The 17,749-nt window shown below is 52.2% G+C and carries 19 protein-coding genes; 17 read left to right on the top strand and 2 right to left on the bottom strand.

The window, feature by feature from the left end:
* The first annotated feature begins 128 nt into the window (after window positions 1–128).
* The 3 genes from ACT3RU_RS03115 to ACT3RU_RS03105 all read left to right on the top strand — a co-directional run bounded on the left by ACT3RU_RS03115 (window position 129) and on the right by ACT3RU_RS03105 (window position 4,115).
* Window positions 129–1,634 (top strand): fumarate hydratase, encoded by a 1,506-nt coding sequence (locus ACT3RU_RS03115; protein WP_192526952.1) that lies wholly within the window; start codon window positions 129–131, stop codon window positions 1,632–1,634.
* 120 nt (window positions 1,635–1,754) lie between these two features.
* Window positions 1,755–3,173 (top strand): cardiolipin synthase, encoded by a 1,419-nt coding sequence (gene cls / locus ACT3RU_RS03110; RefSeq protein ID WP_087105474.1) that lies wholly within the window; start codon window positions 1,755–1,757, stop codon window positions 3,171–3,173.
* Window positions 3,174–3,197: 24 nt separating this feature from the next.
* Window positions 3,198–4,115, top strand: coding sequence for a LysR substrate-binding domain-containing protein (locus tag ACT3RU_RS03105; protein ID WP_087105473.1), 918 nt, complete (start codon window positions 3,198–3,200; stop codon window positions 4,113–4,115).
* A gap of 4 nt (window positions 4,116–4,119) precedes the next feature.
* On the opposite strand, the gene ACT3RU_RS03100 is transcribed toward ACT3RU_RS03105, so the two are convergent.
* Window positions 4,120–5,217 (bottom strand): bifunctional nicotinamide-nucleotide adenylyltransferase/Nudix hydroxylase, encoded by a 1,098-nt coding sequence (locus tag ACT3RU_RS03100; protein WP_087105472.1) that lies wholly within the window; start codon window positions 5,215–5,217, stop codon window positions 4,120–4,122.
* A gap of 155 nt (window positions 5,218–5,372) precedes the next feature.
* Here ACT3RU_RS03100 and ACT3RU_RS03095 point away from each other — a divergent pair, with 155 nt between their 5' ends.
* Window positions 5,373–6,311, top strand: coding sequence for a YihY/virulence factor BrkB family protein (locus ACT3RU_RS03095; protein ID WP_192526953.1), 939 nt, complete (start codon window positions 5,373–5,375; stop codon window positions 6,309–6,311).
* Window positions 6,311–6,586 (top strand): acylphosphatase, encoded by a 276-nt coding sequence (locus ACT3RU_RS03090; protein ID WP_192526954.1) that lies wholly within the window; start codon window positions 6,311–6,313, stop codon window positions 6,584–6,586. Before ACT3RU_RS03095 ends, ACT3RU_RS03090 begins: the two co-directional genes overlap by 1 nt.
* Before the next feature lie 19 nt (window positions 6,587–6,605).
* Here the strand turns inward: ACT3RU_RS03090 and ACT3RU_RS03085 are convergent, their stop codons facing one another.
* Window positions 6,606–7,547, bottom strand: a complete 942-nt coding sequence (locus tag ACT3RU_RS03085; RefSeq protein ID WP_192526955.1) for a D-2-hydroxyacid dehydrogenase — start codon at window positions 7,545–7,547, stop codon at window positions 6,606–6,608.
* 184 nt (window positions 7,548–7,731) lie between these two features.
* Between ACT3RU_RS03085 and ACT3RU_RS03080 the strand changes: the two genes are divergently transcribed.
* The 12 genes from ACT3RU_RS03080 to ybgF all read left to right on the top strand — a co-directional run bounded on the left by ACT3RU_RS03080 (window position 7,732) and on the right by ybgF (window position 17,731).
* Window positions 7,732–8,010, top strand: coding sequence for an FmdB family zinc ribbon protein (locus tag ACT3RU_RS03080; protein WP_087105468.1), 279 nt, complete (start codon window positions 7,732–7,734; stop codon window positions 8,008–8,010).
* A gap of 66 nt (window positions 8,011–8,076) precedes the next feature.
* On the top strand, window positions 8,077–9,858 hold the full coding sequence (aspS, locus tag ACT3RU_RS03075; protein WP_192526956.1) for an aspartate--tRNA ligase: 1,782 nt from the start codon (window positions 8,077–8,079) through the stop codon (window positions 9,856–9,858).
* A gap of 156 nt (window positions 9,859–10,014) precedes the next feature.
* On the top strand, window positions 10,015–10,539 hold the full coding sequence (ruvC, locus tag ACT3RU_RS03070; protein ID WP_412767825.1) for a crossover junction endodeoxyribonuclease RuvC: 525 nt from the start codon (window positions 10,015–10,017) through the stop codon (window positions 10,537–10,539).
* Between the two features lie 68 nt (window positions 10,540–10,607).
* Window positions 10,608–11,213 carry a Holliday junction branch migration protein RuvA gene (ruvA, locus tag ACT3RU_RS03065; protein ID WP_192526958.1) on the top strand — a complete coding sequence of 202 codons (606 nt, stop codon included), beginning with the start codon at window positions 10,608–10,610 and terminating at the stop codon, window positions 11,211–11,213.
* Between the two features lie 64 nt (window positions 11,214–11,277).
* Window positions 11,278–12,315 carry a Holliday junction branch migration DNA helicase RuvB gene (gene ruvB / locus ACT3RU_RS03060; protein ID WP_087105464.1) on the top strand — a complete coding sequence of 346 codons (1,038 nt, stop codon included), beginning with the start codon at window positions 11,278–11,280 and terminating at the stop codon, window positions 12,313–12,315.
* A complete protein-coding gene (ybgC, locus tag ACT3RU_RS03055; protein WP_192526959.1) occupies window positions 12,312–12,722 on the top strand; it encodes a tol-pal system-associated acyl-CoA thioesterase in 411 nt (136 codons plus the stop codon). The genes ruvB and ybgC overlap by 4 nt, the downstream gene beginning before the upstream one ends.
* Before the next feature lie 102 nt (window positions 12,723–12,824).
* Window positions 12,825–13,520, top strand: a complete 696-nt coding sequence (tolQ, locus tag ACT3RU_RS03050; protein WP_087105462.1) for a protein TolQ — start codon at window positions 12,825–12,827, stop codon at window positions 13,518–13,520.
* An 11-nt stretch (window positions 13,521–13,531) separates the two neighbouring features.
* A complete protein-coding gene (tolR, locus tag ACT3RU_RS03045) occupies window positions 13,532–13,966 on the top strand; it encodes a protein TolR (RefSeq protein WP_087105461.1) in 435 nt (144 codons plus the stop codon).
* Window positions 13,959–15,011, top strand: coding sequence for a cell envelope integrity protein TolA (gene tolA / locus ACT3RU_RS03040; RefSeq protein ID WP_483392497.1), 1,053 nt, complete (start codon window positions 13,959–13,961; stop codon window positions 15,009–15,011). The genes tolR and tolA overlap by 8 nt, the downstream gene beginning before the upstream one ends.
* A complete protein-coding gene (gene tolB / locus ACT3RU_RS03035; RefSeq protein WP_087105459.1) occupies window positions 15,011–16,303 on the top strand; it encodes a Tol-Pal system beta propeller repeat protein TolB in 1,293 nt (430 codons plus the stop codon). Before tolA ends, tolB begins: the two co-directional genes overlap by 1 nt.
* Before the next feature lie 40 nt (window positions 16,304–16,343).
* Entirely contained in the window at window positions 16,344–16,889 is a 546-nt protein-coding gene (gene pal / locus ACT3RU_RS03030; RefSeq protein WP_087105458.1) for a peptidoglycan-associated lipoprotein Pal, read from the top strand.
* Window positions 16,890–16,936: 47 nt separating this feature from the next.
* A complete protein-coding gene (ybgF, locus tag ACT3RU_RS03025; protein WP_192526961.1) occupies window positions 16,937–17,731 on the top strand; it encodes a tol-pal system protein YbgF in 795 nt (264 codons plus the stop codon).
* The last annotated feature ends 18 nt before the right edge of the window (window positions 17,732–17,749 follow it).

The following is a 17,749-nucleotide window of genomic DNA, read 5'->3' as shown; positions in this document are numbered from 1 at the left end:
ATAGTTAACAAATCGTAGAAGCTGCCGCTTGGGGATCAATACGGTATACTGCTTGCACGCTTAAACGGCTATTTCCACCTTCGTTAAAGTAGCCGTAGAGAAGACGAAAACCAAGGAGCTGTTACTCCATGACCGTGATTCGCCAGGACGACGTGATCCAAAGCGTTGCCGATGCTCTGCAGTATATCTCTTACTATCATCCTAAAGATTTTATTGATGCCATGGATGCAGCGTATAAACGGGAACAAAACCCGGCTGCAAAGGATGCTATCGCGCAGATTTTGATTAACTCAAGAATGTGTGCCACTGGCCATCGGCCTATCTGCCAGGACACGGGTATTGTTACCGTCTTCGTTCATGTAGGCATGAACGTTACCTGGGACGCGGATATGAGCCTGGACGACATGGTAAACGAAGGTGTTCGCCGCGCTTACCAGTTGCCCGATAACGTGCTGCGTGCCTCCGTGCTGGCAGACCCGGACGGCAAGCGCCAAAACACCAAAGATAATACGCCTGCTATTATCCACCACAAGTTGGTGCCTGGTGACAAGGTCGACATTCACGTTGCGGCAAAAGGCGGCGGCAGTGAGGCGAAATCCAAGTTCGCGATGCTCAACCCCTCTGACAGCGTTGTCGATTGGGTCATGGAGCAGCTTCCAAAAATGGGGGCAGGGTGGTGCCCACCAGGCATGTTGGGTATTGGGATTGGTGGCACGGCTGAAAAAGCGATGCAGATCGCAAAAGAGGCACTGCTTGACCCTATTGATATTCAGGACCTGCAAGCACGTGGCCCGAGTAACCGCGCTGAAGAACTGCGGTTAGAGCTTTTTGATAAGGTCAATAAAAGTGGTATTGGCGCTCAGGGTCTCGGCGGCCTTACCACCGTGTTGGATATAAAAGTAAAAGATTACCCGACCCACGCGGCGAATAAGCCGGTTGCGATCATTCCTAACTGTGCGGCAACTCGCCATGCGCATTTTACGCTGGATGGCTCAGGCCCTGCAGTGCTTGATCCGCCAAAACTGGAAGACTGGCCAGAAATTACCCGTGAAATGGGTGATAACGTGAAGCGCGTTAATCTCGATACCGTAACACCCGAAGAAGTTAAAACCTGGCAGCCAGGTGATACGCTGTTACTGAATGGTAAATTACTGACTGGTCGTGATGCTGCTCATAAGCGCATGGTGGATATGCTGGCGAAAGGCGAGCCACTGCCTGTTGATATGAAAGGCCGGTTTATCTATTACGTTGGCCCAGTTGACCCGGTACGTGATGAAGTGGTGGGGCCAGCAGGGCCCACAACGGCGACGCGGATGGATAAATTCACGCGCACCATGCTCGAAGAAACCGGACTTTTGGGTATGGTCGGTAAAGCAGAACGTGGCCAAGTGGCCATAGATGCAATCCGTGATAACCAGGCTGTCTACTTGATGGCAGTGGGTGGCTCGGCTTACCTGGTCGCTCAGGCGATTAAAAAATCTCGGGTCGTCGGTTTTGAGGACCTAGGGATGGAAGCCATCTATGAGTTTGAAGTAGAGGATATGCCGGTCACGGTAGCGGTTGATAGCCAAGGCACTTCGGTTCATCAAACCGGACCGGCCAAATGGAAGGAGATTATTGCTCAAACGGCGTAAGGCAGTCTGTGCTGTGATGAGTGATTAAATTAGAAGCCCCGTTCATACGGGGCTTCTGTGCATTGAGAACCATAGCGATACCCTGTTTGAAATATCCATACGTTTAATGGAGATGTAGGTATGGTCTCTTGGCTGCTAGGGACAGGCATTATGCTGATACACCTTTTAGGGGTGATGTCGGCGATCATGGCGCTAATGTCTAGCCGGACATCACAAGGCGCCATCGCATGGATTATCTCTCTTCTTACCTTTCCTTATGTCGCTTTACCGGCCTATTGGTTCTTTGGTCGACCGCGCTTTTACGGATACGTAATGGCCCGTGGGGAGCGTGATAACGTGTTAAGACGAGTGCTTGCTCGCTATCAAGAAAGCTCCTTACCTTATTTAGTCCCGTTTTCTAACTCTGATACACAAGCGGTAGAGCAGTTGGCCATGATGCCTCTCACTCGGGGCAATAGCGCTGAGTTGCTCATTGACGGTGACGCCACGTTCAATAGCTTGTTTGACGGTATTGATGAAGCAGAGCACTATTTACTGCTGCAGTTTTTTATTGTGCGTGATGATGCGCTGGGTCGCCGCCTTCAACAGCACTTGCTGGATGCCGTTCACCGCGGCGTACGCGTGTATTTTCTTTACGATGAAATTGGCAGTCGTAAACTCAATGAGCGCTATCTTCGGGAACTGGTCGCAGAAGGCGTAGAAGTCAGCCCGTTTCGCTCCTCAAGAGGCTTTAAACATCGTTTCCAGCTCAATTTTCGTAATCATCGCAAAGTAGCTGTTGTTGATGGCAAGCGGGGTTGGTTAGGGGGCTTTAATGTTGGGGTTGAATATCTGGGCCAGGACCCACGCCATGGGCCTTGGCGAGATACGCACCTGGTACTGGAAGGCCCCAGCGTATTGGGGCTACAAGAAGCTTTTTGGGAAGATTGGCACTGGGCTACGGGGGAGGTCGCCAGCTTGAATTGGAGGGCGGGAAGCCATCCTAAGATTGATCAGAATGTTGTTATTGTCCCTTCAGGCCCCGCGGACAAACAGGACACAGCCAGCCTGTTGATTCAGCAATTGATTCATAGTGCAACGCATCGGCTATGGGTCACCAGCCCCTATTTTGTACCCGACCAAGGCGTTCAGGATGCGCTACGCTTGGCTGCCATGCGGGGAATTGATGTACGAGTGATGATTCCTGAGCGGCCAGACCACCTGCTGGTATTTCTCTCAGCCTTTGCTTTTTTGGCCGATATGTTAAAAGCAGGCGTTAAAATATACCGTTACCAACCTGGGTTTCTGCACCAAAAAGTAATTCTGATTGATAATGATGCTGCCACCGTAGGTACGGTAAACTTGGATAACCGTTCATTTCGCTTAAATTTTGAAATTACAGCGTATATTCCTGACACCATATTTGCCGCCGAAGTGCACACGATGTTGGTGAAAGACTTTAATGATTGTCGGCGTATCACCATTGATGAAATTCAACAGCGTCCATTATGGAAAAAAGTAGTATCACGGGCGGCGTATTTAATGTCGCCTGTTCAATAGCAATAATCGGCAAAGGAGTGTTGGGTGAATCTTGAAACAAAATGGCTAGAAGATTTTGTCGCACTTGCGAATACACGCAGCTTTTCAGCGTCTGCCCGCCAGCGTCATGTTACTCAACCTGCTTTTAGCCGCCGCATTCGAGCACTGGAACAAGCCATTGGCGTAACCCTTGTTGACCGTTCAACAACTCCCGTAGGGCTTACGTCAGAAGGGCAGTTGTTTCTGGTGACTGCGCGAAACCTCGTTGAACAGCTTAACGAGTCATTAAGTCATTTGCGTGGCTTGTCGATTGCCAATGAAGCACTTGATATTGTGGCCGCCCACTCATTGGCATTAAGCTTTTTCCCCCCTTGGATTTCACGCCTTCAGAAAGGCCTTGGGGAGCTGCCAACGCGTTTGGTCGCCATGAATGTAGGCGAAGCGATCCACGTGCTGCGCGAAGGTAATTGCGATCTCATGCTGGCCTATTATGACCCCTTTGCCACTATGCAGTTGGATGCCGAGGTTTTTCCGTCCTTCTCGATAGGCAAGGTCAATATGCTGCCCGTCTCGCTACCCGACGAAACGGGGAAACCCTGTTTTTCGCTGCAGCAAGAGGCCTCAATTCCCTACCTAGCCTATACCCAGGGCGCTTTTTTAGGGCGCAGTGTGCGAATGCTCTTAAAGAATGACCCTCTGCGCATGAAATTACGTACGGTTTATGAAACCGCCATGGCAGAAGGATTAAAAGGCATGGTGCTTCAAGGTATTGGAGCGGCATGGATCCCTGATTTTTGTATTCGTGAAGAGCTCAAAAGTGGGCGCTTGGTCAGGGCTGGTGATGAAAGTTGGGACATTCCGCTCGAAATTCGCCTTTATCGCTGCTCTTTGGTGCATAAACCTGGCGTAGAGAAGCTTTGGCGACAGATGATGAAGCTACCACGTGATTTTTTACAAGCGTAATGGGTTAAGTTGACGTGCCGAAGTCAGCAGGCAGACCAAGAAAGTTTTGAATAATAAAAAAATGATCTTCGAATAGGCTGTCTGGCTCTAAATCAGCCAGTGCCACCCACCGCGCTTGGTCGCCACCTTTCACAGGTTTTAAACGCGGTAGCTGTTGGTCTGGGCGTAGCGCAAAGTAGAAGGCTTCCGCTAGTGTGCGTCCTCGCCAGCTTCGGTGCGGCTCATCAAAAAGGCGCTGCCCACGTAATGATCCTTTTAGAACGGGCTCTGGTACTTTCAAGCGCAGCCGTTCTCTGAGCTCACGTAGGCACGCATCCAACAGACGCTCATGGGGGTTAATAAACCCACCAGGCAGCGCAAGTAATCCTTTGCCGGGCGCTGCATTACGGCGCACCAGAAGTACATGCCCAGATTGCACAACCACCGCATTCACGGTAACAAAAATAGGCGGGTAGGGAGCATGTGACCAGGCTTGGTGGTACTGGTCCAGTAGTCGTTGCTCTTCCAGTAGTTGTTGATAGGCGCTTTCGTGACAAAATTCGCTAACGCGACTGACCACGCCGGGCGGCAGGTCATGATAAGCCCCCGTGCTCAAATAATCGTCTGAAGCGCTTGGCGATCGAAATAGTCGTTCACGAATCTGGCTGGCTGAAATGCCTTCAATCAGCGGAACGCTGACGGATTCCCACTGCGGAAACAGAGACAAGTAGTAGCTTGACTGGCCACGGCTTGCACCAATCAAACCAATGCGTGGTAAACGAATATTAGCCGGTGCGGCTAAGTCTCGTACCTTTCGCTGTACATCTCTTACCCAAACATCATCGTTATAAAGAGCATCCAGCAGTGGCGTGATTTCTAACCGCTGGTTATCAGCGTCATCAAACCCGGAACGAATCATTGCCTGGCGTTCATCAAAGCGCCATGGGTTTCTCAGCGAGCGCGCCTGCCATGCAGAGCCTGCCAGTACAATGACCTGACGTGCCTGGTTAAGCGCTTCACGGATAACGGCCAAGTGGCCTAAGTGAGGAGGCTGAAAACGCCCAATAAATACCAAACAATCAAAGGTGTAATCAGGCGTAGAGCATGTTGCATCAAGGGCCATGGTGCTTCCTTTAACATTTGGTCAAATAACAGCGTCATTATGAAGAGAGCGGTTCAGCGGCGCAATCTAGAGAAGACTACGTACTGCACCCGTATTGGGTATGCTGCTAAGCTATTGCACATAAAGGTATCCATCAATGACGCAAGGGACTGAATATGACTAAAGACACCCTCACTTTTTGGTGGAAGGTGGTTCAGGATGCAACGAAGCTATGGTTAGAGCGTCATGCGTTTAGCTTCGCGGGCTCATTAGCGTTTTATACGCTTTTTTCATTAGCCCCTACTGTCATTATTGCCGTTGCGGTTATCGGTATTGTCTTTGGTGAAAACGCTGCTCAGGGTCAAATTGTGGCCCAGTTGCAGGACTCACTGGGTACCGATGTGGCCTCCGCGATTGAAGAGGCCGTTATCCACTCTCGGTTCGAAGAGTCTGGTGTATTGCCTTCTGTGTTAGGCGTTTGTGCTTTGTTAGTCGGTGCGACAACCGTCTTTGCGCAAATGCAGCTTTCACTGAACACCATTTGGGGAGTGATCGCCAAGCCGGCCAGTAACAGCTTGTTTGTATTTATAAAAACGCGCTTTTTATCGTTAATGGTTGTCTTTCTCATTGGTATTATTCTATTAATTTCGTTGGTATTAAGTATTGCTTTGCGAAGCATCCTGCAAATGGCAGGTGATCTTGTCCCGCTCGCCGGTTATACCACGACACTATTGGACTCTCTTGTGTCACTTGGCGTCGTTACCTTGCTGTTTGCGGCTATTTTCAAAGTGTTGCCCGATGTAGTGCTGCGTTGGCAGGATGTCTTAACCGGGGCTGTTGTCACGGCCGTACTGTTTACTATCGGCCGCACCGTGATTGCGATTTATCTCACCTATACCGCGACGGCATCGACATACGGTGCTGCCGGGTCGGTGGTGATGGTATTGCTATGGGTGTATTACTCGTCGCTTATTTTATTGTTTGGTGCCGCCTTTACACGCTCGCTTTTACTACGTCGAGGCAGAAAGCTTATTCCGCGAAACAGTGCCGTTCAGGTTAGGCAGGAAGTCTTGGAACCAGAGGCGTTTACGCCCAGGATAGCAGGAGACGAATAGTGACAGCGTGTTGCATAAAAGCCTTGGTCACCGGAAAAGTGCAGGGCGTAGGGTATCGCCGTGCCGTTCAAAAGCAGGCGTTACCGGCGGGAGTAACCGGTCATGCCAAAAATCTGGCTGATGGTCGGGTTGAGGTGCTTATGTGTGGCGAGCGCCATCATGTAAATATGCTAGGTAAGTGGCTTTGGCAAGGCCCTGCTAATGCGCAGGTAACCCATATCGAATATGAGGCATTAGCCCAATGCCACGCTCCTGATGCTTTCACGACGCATTAGGCTAATATTTATTTTAGGCTTACTGGGCGTGCTTCCAATGAGCAATATTATCCGCCGTTAGAGCGATAATGTTTTGGCGCGCTTCTGGCGTTACCCATGCATTGTGCGGGGTGACAATCAAATTGAGCGGTTCATCCAGCGCTGCCAATAGTGGATGTCCCTCCCTCGGTGGCTCTACAGGAAGCACGTCTACCGCTAACCCGCCGATACGCCCTTGGCGTAATGCCTCAAGCGCCGCTACTTCATCAATAATGCCACCGCGAGCGCAATTTACGAGCAGAAGGGACGATTTAGCCTTGGCCAAGCGCTCTTGGTTAATAAGGTGCTGTGTCTCAGCATTAAGCGGGCAGTGTAGGCTGATAATATCGGCTTCAGGCAGCACGTCATCGAGAGAAGGGCGTGCGTCGTTAGCTTCATGACCGGGGCGTGCCGTAAAGGTCACCTGAAGGCCAAAGGCCTCCGCCAAGCGCGCCACTTCAGTTCCCAGTTCGCCCTGGCCCACCATCACCAGCCGCTTGCCCGCTAACTGTAGCGTTACGTGGTCCTGAAGACAGAAAAAGTCGCTTTGCTGCCAAGCACCTTTGGCGACTTCCTGTTGGTATAGAGGTAGCCGGTTTGCCAGGTTAAGTATCAGCATTAATGTGTGCTGAGACACGCTTGCCGTGCCGTATGCCGCAACATTCTTAACGCTGATATTAAGTGCTTTTGCTGCCTCAAGGTCGATATTATTTAGACCAGTAGCCATGACACAGATCAGGCGAAGCGAAGGCAGCTGTTTTAACGTTTCCCCATCCAGCACCACCTTGTTTACCAATGCGATGTCAGCATTTGCCAAGCGCTCTTTAGCTTGTTGCGTTGTACTTTGATCGAAGACATCCAGTTGAGTAACCGCACCGCGAATAGCGCTTAAATCTATTTGAGGCCCAAGACTTTTCGCATCCAACATGACCGCATGAGGCATTTTATTCTCTCCAGTTACTGCCAGGGCTCGTTTACCTTGCTCGGCAGGGGGCACAAAAGGGTATAATATTGTCGCTTTATCAACCGCAGCCTTGGATTTTATATCGGCAGGCCACATATTCGCAGCTGGCTGCGTTTATATTCGCCAATATTCTGCCGTCGTTGAGCTTTTAGGAATTATCAACATGCCTATCTATGAATATGAGTGCAAGGCCTGCGGCCATCGCATGGAAAAATTACAGAAAATCAGCGCAGATCCGTTAAAAGAGTGCCCTGCGTGCAATCGTAATGACTTGGCGCGGCTTGTATCCGCGGCTGGGTTCCGCCTGGCGGGCGGTGGTTGGTATGAAACCGATTTTAAAACGGGAAGTAAAAAGAACCTGGTCGCTGATGCAAAAAGCACAACGGGTAACACCAGTGCTAAAAGCGACACTACTTCCACGTCAAAAGACACTGCAGCTTGACTGTAGCGGTCGGGGCCTGGTTGGCCCGTGACACCTTATTTGCCACGAAACAGAACAGGATTTGACATGCGCAGCCATTATTGCGGCCAGCTAAACGAGACATTGGTAGATCAAACGGTCACCGTTTGCGGGTGGGTACACCGTCGTCGCGACCACGGCGGGGTAATTTTCCTCGATATGCGTGACCGCGATGGCATCGCTCAGTTTGTGGTAGACCCGGATACTGTTGATGCATTTGCCAATGCCGATCGTGCGCGCGGTGAGTATGTTCTGCGTATTACCGGCCGCGTTAGGCTACGCCCTGAAGGTACCCAAAACCCCAATATGCCCACCGGCATGATTGAGGTGCTGGCCAAAGACGTTGAAGTGCTGAACACTGCTGCCACGCCTCCCTTCCAGCTTGACGAACATGGCAAGGTGGGTGAAGAAGTTCGCCTGAAGCACCGCTATATTGATCTGCGTCGCCCGGACATGATCGAGAAACTGCGTCTGCGTTCGCGCATTTCGCATAACGTTCGTGCATTCCTGGAAAACCAGGGCTTTCTGGATATCGAAACGCCGATCCTAACGCGCGCAACGCCGGAAGGCGCCCGTGACTACCTAGTGCCTAGCCGTACTCATGCGGGCAGCTTCTTTGCACTGCCTCAGTCACCACAGCTATTTAAACAGTTGCTGATGGTGGCGGGCTTTGATCGTTACTATCAAATTGCCAAGTGCTTCCGTGACGAAGACCTGCGCGCCGACCGCCAGCCTGAGTTTACTCAGATTGATATCGAAGCGTCGTTTGTCGAAGAAAACGACATCATGGGCATCACTGAAAACATGATTCGTCAGCTCTTCCAGGAAGTACTGAGCGTTGAACTGCCAGAATTTCCGCGTATGACGTGGCAAGAAGCTATGGACCGTTTTGGTTCAGACAAGCCGGATCTCCGTATTCCGCTTGAGCTGACCGACGTTGACGACCTGATGAAACAGGTCGATTTTAAAGTTTTCTCTGGCCCCGCCAGTGCCGAAGATGGCCGTGTGGCCGCGCTTAAAGTGCCGGGTGGTGCCAAGCTCTCGCGTAAGGAAATCGACGAATATACCAAGTTCGTGGGTATCTACGGCGCGAAAGGGTTGGCCTGGATTAAAGTCAACGAGCGTGCCAAAGGGCTTGAAGGGCTTCAGTCGCCTATCGTCAAGTTCATGGAAAACATCGTTGAAGAGTTGCTTGACCGTCTTGGCGCAGAGGATGGCGATATCATCTTCTTCGGTGCTGACAAAACGCGCATCGTCAACGAAGCCATTGGCGCGCTACGCGTTAAGCTGGGTGCTGATCTGGATCTGTACACTCAAGTGTGGGCACCGCTGTGGGTGGTCGACTTCCCGATGTTCGAGGCGGATGACAATGGTCGCTTGAGCCCGTTGCACCACCCGTTCACCGCGCCTTCCTGCTCACCTGAGGAACTCAAGGCTGACCCTTCAAAAGCGCTTTCACGCGCCTATGATATGGTACTCAACGGCACCGAGCTGGGTGGCGGCTCTATCCGTATCCATAATCAAGACATGCAAAGCACGGTGTTTGAGATTCTGGGGATTGGCCAGGAAGAAGCCCAGGAGAAGTTTGGCTTCCTGCTGGACGCACTCCAGTACGGTGCGCCGCCCCATGGTGGTTTGGCCTTCGGTCTGGACCGCTTGGTGATGTTAATGGTCGGCGCAAAAACCATTCGTGAAGTTATCGCTTTCCCGAAAACGCAAAGCGCCGCTTGCTTAATGACGGATGCACCAGGTGAGGTTAGCCCTGACCAGCTAAAAGATCTTAATATACGCTTGCGTCAAAAAGCCAAGCCTGAAGCGGCCAGCGAGTAAGCCTGACGCCATTTGATGTAACGGCTATGAGTTGCACAATGGCTAAAAACACCGACGCCCCGGCGTCGGTGTTTTTGTATCAGTGCTTTTTGGCGTGTGGAATTTGTAACCTTGAACGGATAAACGTTAATGGATAAGGCAGGCGCTGCGTTACCCGTGCGCATATTAGGCATCGACCCTGGGTCCCGAATTACTGGCTATGGTGTTATCGACCTTATCGGTGTTAAACCCTGCTATGTTGCTAGCGGCTGTGTTCGCACCTCAGAAGGGCCACTGGAGCAGCGTTTGGCGCAAATATATGCAGGACTAAGCGAAGTAGTAGGTTTGTACAAACCCACAGATACTGCGATAGAGCGCGTTTTTATGGCTAAAAACGTCGATTCCGCGCTAAAGCTTGGTCAAGCGCGTGGTGCCGCGCTGGTATGTATGGCAAACCACGGGCTAAGCGTCGCCGAATATGCCGCACGGCGTATCAAGGAAGCGGTAACCGGGCAGGGAGGCGCAGATAAAGAACAGGTTCAGCACATGGTGACCGCGCTTTTAACGCTGTCTGCCACACCCCAAGCGGACGCGGCAGACGCCTTGGCCATCGCATTAACCCACGCTTATACCAACAATGCAGTTCCCAGTACGCCTCGTGGGCGCGGTCGGCGCACCTCAACAGGGCGCTGGCGACTCTAACGACTACTGGTCACCTGTACAGAGTAGCATTATAGTAACCGTCTGTTTTTACTATCGCGAGCGTATTTATGATCGGACGTCTAAGTGGCTATTTGCTGGAAAAACAACCGCCCTGGATCGTTATTGACGTTCATGGCGTGGGTTATGAGCTTGAGACTTCAATGAATACGCTTGTCTCGCTTCCTGCGTTAGGCGAAAGCACATCTCTGTATACTCATTTAACCATTCGTGATGATGCCCACCTGCTGTACGGGTTTGCGCGACAGCACGAGCGCGCCTTGTTTCGGGCGCTGATTAAAGTCAACGGTGTAGGCCCTAAGCTAGCGTTGGCGATCTTGTCAGGAATGGATGAAGACGCCTTCATGCGCTGTGTTCGTGATGATGACAGTAAGGCGTTAACCAAGCTGCCCGGTGTCGGCAAGAAAACCGCCGAACGGCTTATTATCGAAATGCGTGACCGTTTTCCCGAGTGGGAGCAGGGTGCCGACGCGCCGCTTGCCCTGGAAGCCACCAATGGGCAACCGAGCCGTAATAACCTGGCCGATGCTGAGTCCGGACTCGTTAGCCTGGGCTACAAGCCAACCGAAGCCAATAAAATGCTGTCGGACCTTGATCCGCATCAATCGGCAGAGGCCTTGATCAAGGCGGCGTTAACACGGCGAATGAACGGCTGATAGCGGTCACCGTTTTGCCGTCACCCAGTGCAAGCAGATCGCCAGATATTCAAAAAGAGCATCTATGTTAGAACATGATCGGTTGATAGCGGCTGAACCAGAGCAGGGAGAAGGGCGGGTTGATTATGCCATTCGCCCCAAACGGCTGGATGATTACATCGGCCAGCCACGGGTTCGCGAACAGCTTGAGATATTTATTGGCGCAGCCCGATTACGCGAAGAGAGCCTTGACCATACCCTTGTGTTTGGTCCACCAGGGTTGGGTAAAACCACCTTGGCCAACATCATTGCAACGGAAATGGGCGTAGGGCTTAAGTCAACGTCTGGCCCCGTTTTGGAGCGTGCTGGCGACTTGGCCGCCATGCTGACCAACCTTGAACCGGGCGATGTCTTGTTTATCGATGAGATCCATCGGTTATCGCCGGCAGTTGAAGAGGTCCTTTATCCCGCCATGGAGGACTTTCAGCTGGATATCATGATTGGCGAAGGGCCCGCTGCACGATCCATCAAGCTGGACTTGCCGCGCTTTACGCTGGTGGGGGCGACGACCCGCGCAGGTCTTTTAACGGCACCGCTACGTGATCGGTTCGGGATCGTTCAGCGGCTGGAGTTTTACAATCTCGAAGAACTCACTGAAATTGTTACCCGTTCAGCTCGCCTGTTAGGTGTAAAAACCAACCATGAAGGCGCGGTTGAGGTTGCCCGGCGCTCCCGAGGGACGCCACGTATTGCCAATCGCTTGCTACGCCGAGTACGTGACTACGCAGAAATTAAAGGAGATGGCACCGTAGACGTGGCATTGGCGGATGCGGCGCTTAATATGCTCAATGTGGATCACTATGGTCTGGACCACATGGACCGGCGGCTGCTGCTTGCGATGATCGATAAGTTCGAAGGTGGCCCTGTAGGCGTCGACTCTCTCTCGGCCGCCATTGGAGAGGAGCGCACAACGATAGAAGATGTAATTGAACCGTATCTTATTCAACAAGGGTTGATGATGCGCACGCCGCGCGGACGTACCGTTACGCGTCAGGCATGGCGGCACTTTAACCGCGTTCCCAACGAGCACTCGGTTGATATGGAGGGGGAGCGTCGCCCATGAGCACTTCGTTTTCAATGCCTCTACGTGTTTATATGGAAGATACTGACGCTGGCGGCATTGTCTACTACGTTAACTATTTGAAGTTTATGGAGCGAGCGCGCAGTGAGTGGCTGCGCGAGCAGGGGCTCAACCAGCAAACGTTACTAGACGAAGGCACGCAGCTAGTGGTATATCGCTTAGCCTGTCACTATGCGAAACCGGCTCGCTTGGACGAAGCGCTTGAGATAACCGCACGCGTCACGGATATAGGGCGATGCCGAGTAACGTTTGAGCAGTTTGTAATGCGCGGTGAGGAACTCCTTTGCAGCGCGACAGTCGAGATAGCGTGCTTGAGCGCTGAACGGATGCGGCCCAAAGCCTGGCCCGCTTCTTTTCAGTCCCAGCTGCAAACGTTAGTGATTCCTTAATGCTCGATTTTTAACAGTCGATTTCTTAACACTGCGGTTTCGTAATTTAGAGACCACCATTTGTCGGGCTTGACCGACAATCATTGATTGATGAGGGCACCTGTGAACGATAACACCATGTCCATCCCGCACCTGATTATGAATGCCAGCACGGTTGTACAGCTGGTAATGCTACTCCTGGTGGTGGGGTCAGTCCTCTCTTGGGTGGTGATTTTTCAGCGCAGTATTGCGCTGCGCCGCGCCAAGCAGGAATACGACCAATTCGAAGAGTCGTTTTGGTCAGGTGTCGACTTAAACGAACTTTACCGAGAAATACCAGCTGATGACCCGCGCCATGGCGCCGAACATATCTTTCAGTCTGGGTTTCGTGAATTCAACCGACTAATGCCAAAAACTCACAATGCCGACACCGTGCTTGAAGGTGTGCAGCGCAGCATGCGTGTCGCCTGGTCACGCGAAGAAGATCGCCTGACCCAACACCTGGTATTTTTGGCAACGGTTGCCTCTGCCAGCCCCTATATCGGCCTGTTTGGTACCGTCTGGGGCATCATGGGCTCTTTCCAGTCCCTTTCAATGACCCAACAAGCGACACTGGCAACCGTAGCACCCTGGATCGCCGAGGCGCTCATTGCGACCGCTATGGGGCTTTTCGCGGCTATTCCCGCTGTTATCTTCTATAACCGCTTATCTAACAGTGCGTCTCGCTTACTCGGTAAATATGAAGACTTCGCCGAAGAGTTTCACGCTATCTTGCACCGTAATTTGCAAGGCCGTGATGGCAAGCCTAGCGCCAGTTAAGGGAGTTAGCCATGCAAGGTCCATTTAATCGCAGCGGCAAAAGTAAGCCGATGGGGGAGATTAACGTTGTCCCCTTTATCGACGTTATGTTGGTACTGCTGGTCATTTTTATGATTACCGCTCCGATGCTAACGCAAGGCGTTCAGGTGGATTTGCCTCAGGTGTCATCCGAACCGATCGATACTCAGGACAGTGACCCGATCATTATTTCGGTGGATCGTGAAGGCGGATATTTTATTACGCTTGGTGAGGATTCAACCGCCGTTTCGCTTGAGCAAATATCAGAACGCGTTTCGGCCATATTGCAACGTCGCCCGGGCACGCCCGTCATGGTGCGTGGCGACCAAGGCGTACAGTATGGACAAATTGTTCTACTCATGAGCACGCTCCAGCGCTCGGGCGTTGAAAATGTAGGACTGCTTTCAGAGCCACCGCAAGATGGGTAAGGGCAAGCCGCAAGTAACCGTTGCTGCGCCGCATGACCCGCAAGACGTTGGCTACACGTTGCCAATCATCCTCGCGGTCGCTGTGCATTTGGCTATTATTGTTTTTAGCCTTATTAATTGGCCCAGTTCAACCCCGGAGCCTGACTCTTCATCCATTGTTCAGGCCACGTTTGTGAGTACCGAGACGTTCACAGATCAGGCCCAGCAGGTAACTGAACAGCAGGCGGCAATGAACAGCTCAACTGAACCTGTTCCTGAACCGGAAGTGAGTGAGCCGGATGTAGCTGAACCGGATAACCAAGAGGCCGAGCAGCAGGCTGCCGCTGAAGCTGAAGCGCAGGCACAAGCTTTGGAAGATGCCCAAGCCGCAGCAGAAGCCGAAGCGCAACGCCGCGCTGAGGAAGCCGAACGACTAGCGCAAGAACAGGCGGCGCAAGCTCAAGCCCGTGAGGCAGCGGCCGAAGCAGAAGCCCAGGCAGCAGCTGAAGCAGAAGCCCAGGCAGCAGCTGAAGCAGAAGCCCAGGCAGCAGCTGAAGCAGAAGCCCAGGCAGCAGCTGAAGCAGAAGCCCAGGCAGCAGCTGAAGCAGAAGCCCAGGCAGCAGCCGAAGCAGAAGCCCAACGTGAGCGTGAAGCTGAAGAGCAGCGTGCTCGTGAAGAAGCTGAACGCCAAGCTGCTGCCGCAGCGGAAGCCGCCATGCAGCGCCAGTTAGAAGGTGAGGCGGAAGCTGCAGCCAATGCACAGCAAGCGCAGCAGGCCGCCAATAGCTTTATCAATATTGTGCGTCGAGCGGTTGAACAGGCATGGTTGATTCCACCTGGAGCAAGCGATTCATTGAGTGCTACGCTACAAATACGTTTAGGCCCTTCGGGCGAGCTGCTTGCAACGTCAATTGCTACATCAAGTGGTGACAGTGCATTTGATCGGTCTGCCATGCAAGCAGTTGAACATGCTGCACCGTTTGGTGAATTAAGAGATTTACCTGCGGAACAGCAGCGGAACTTACGTCAATTTAATCTGCGATTTACCCCGGGGGATGTTCGCTGATGCAAAAACTAAGGAAAGTGTGGTTATTTTGCGTACTACTGCTAGTGAGTGGTTTCGCAGCTGCGAATGCAAACTTGACCATCGAAATTACACGGGGCAGCGACCAGGCATTACCCATTGGGGTGGTGCCTTTCGCAGGCAATCAGGGCATGTCGGAAGATGTTGCTCAAATCATTCAGGATGATCTTGAGCGTAGTGGTCTATTCTCACCGCTAGAGCGTAGTGCCATGTTTGACCAGCCAAGCCAAGCGGATGACGTTGAGTTTGGAACCTGGCGGTCATTGGACGTGCGTTATCTGGTCGTCGGGCGTGCCGAACAAACGGGCAACGGCTATCAGCTACAGTTTGACCTGATGGATGTCAGTGGCCAGCGCCGGATGATTGGTGAAACTGTCACAGCGAATGCCGATGATCTGCGTGGGGCAGCACACTATATCAGCGACCAGATATTTGAGGCGATTACTGATATACGTGGTGCTTTCTCAACCAGCATTGCTTACGTGACGGCCCAAGGGGTTGGCGATAATATGCAGTTCGGTCTCTACATAGCTGATGCTGACGGTCGCAATAGCCAGCAGGTATTAACGTCTGATCAACCGATCATGTCGCCCGCTTGGTCGCCGGACGGACGCAAGCTTGCTTATGTTTCCTTTGAAACGGAGCGTCCAGCGATTTATATCCAGGATGTCGCCACCGGTCAGCGTGTCATGGCAACATCATTTGACGGTATCAATGGTGCACCCACGTGGTCCCCCGATGGTCGCCGTATCGCCATGTCGTTATCCAAGGATGGGCAGCCTGAAATCTATATCATGGATATCGCTAACCGCTCGGTAGAACGCGTTACCAACAGTAATAGCATTGACACCGAGCCCGCTTGGTCGCCGGATGGTCGTAGCCTGCTGTTCACCTCTGATCGCAGCGGCGGCCCTCAGATTTACCAACTATCGTTAGGTAGCGGCGAGACAAATCGCGTGACGTTTACCGGCAATTATAATGCCCGTGCGCGTTACTCTCCGGACGGCGATCAGATCTTTTTAATCCACCGTTCCAGCCGTGGGTATCAAGTAGCACGCCAGGATTTGGATGGAGGACGGCTGGTCGTTATAAGCGATTCAATAAGAGATGAATCTCCTAGTGTTGCGCCGAACGGGACCATGGTAATCTTCGCTAACCAAGAGGGTAACAATGGGGTGCTAAGTGCCGTTTCTGCCGATGGGCGGTCGTCATTCCGGCTTCCTGCTGCTCAAGGCGAAGTGCGTGACCCCGCATGGTCACCGTTTTTAAACTAATGATCTATAGTGTTATTTTTTTCAGGCAAGGAGTCTGATTATGCAACTTAAGCCGTTGGCTCGCTCATTGGCCGTAGCGTTATCTATCGTAGCGATTGCTGGCTGCTCCAGCACCGGCGGAACCCAGGATGGGGATTCTTACGGAAGCCAGGATGGCAGCAGCATGGGCGCTGGCACCTCTGGTGCGGGTACCGGTGGTCAATATGGCTCTACTACCGGCTCTGGCACAGGCGCTGGTCAACAAGCGGACTCTCGCATTCCTGAGGTACGCACGATTTACTTCGATTATGACCGTGATACTATCAAGAGTGAGTATGAGTCTGCGGTAATGGCTCATGTACGCTACCTGCGCGCTAATCCGAGTGCCCAAGTTGTGTTACAGGGACATACCGATGAGCGTGGTACCCGGGAGTACAACATGGCACTGGGCGAGCGTCGCGCACGCGCTGTTCAGCGTTTCATGAATATCCAAGGCGTTTCTCCTTCACAAATGACTGTTGTAAGCTATGGCGAAGAGCGTCCGGCAGTAAGTGGTCATAACGAAAATGCTTATGGCCAAAACCGTCGCGTTGTATTTAATTACTGATATTGTCGGCGTGTAAACTGCACGCCGACTTTGTCTACGGAGTCGTCATGAATCACAGTCTCAAACGCTATTTTGAGAGGCTGTGCGGTGCGGGAGCCTTAGTGCTCCCGCTGTCCGTATTGCCCCTTGCAGCTATTGCCCAGCAGCCGCTGGTCCAGGATCTTTCTTCCGGTAATTCCAGCGGATTTTATCAGCACACTCAGCGTCAGGAAGCATCCGGTGGCAACCTTGTGCTGTTCAATCAGGTGGAAGAGCACACGCAGGAAATCCAACAGTTGCGTGGCCAAATTGAAGAGTTACGCCATCAGCTTGAACAATTGCGTCGCCAATCGCAGCAGCAGTATCTGGACATCGAAGACCGCCTAATGAGCAGTGGACCCTCGCCCATAGAGCAGTCTACGCCACAGGTTGAACCTGAGGCCGCTCAAGAAGTTATCAGCGCACCCTCGGCACGTAACGTGAGTGATGATGCCCAGGCGGACTATCAGGCTGCATTTGCCCATGTTCAGGCACGCCAGTTTGAAGAGGCGATTCAAGCGTTTGATGAATTCGTCACTGCTCATCCTGATACCAGCTTGACCTCTAACGGCTATTACTGGTTAGGTGAGCTATATGCCGCTGAAGGCCAGCTTGATAATGCCGATGCAGCCTTTAGCCGGGTTATTACCGACTTTGATAGCAGCAGTAAAGTGCCCGATGCCCTTTATAAACTTGGTTTGGTTAAAGCACGTCAAGGCGATGCAGAGCGCAGCCGCGAACTGTTAGAGCAAGTGCGTGACGACTATCCGCAAAGTAGTGCAGCTGGACTTGCCAATGATTTTCTCCGCCAGTCGGCTGGGTAATATCACGTTAAATGTTTG

The organism is Halomonas sp. TP35, from assembly GCF_052375975.1.
GTDB lineage: Bacteria > Pseudomonadota > Gammaproteobacteria > Pseudomonadales > Halomonadaceae > Vreelandella > Vreelandella citrativorans.
The sequence above is the reverse complement of the archived record's forward strand: the minus strand, read 5'-3'. Positions and strand labels throughout refer to the sequence as shown.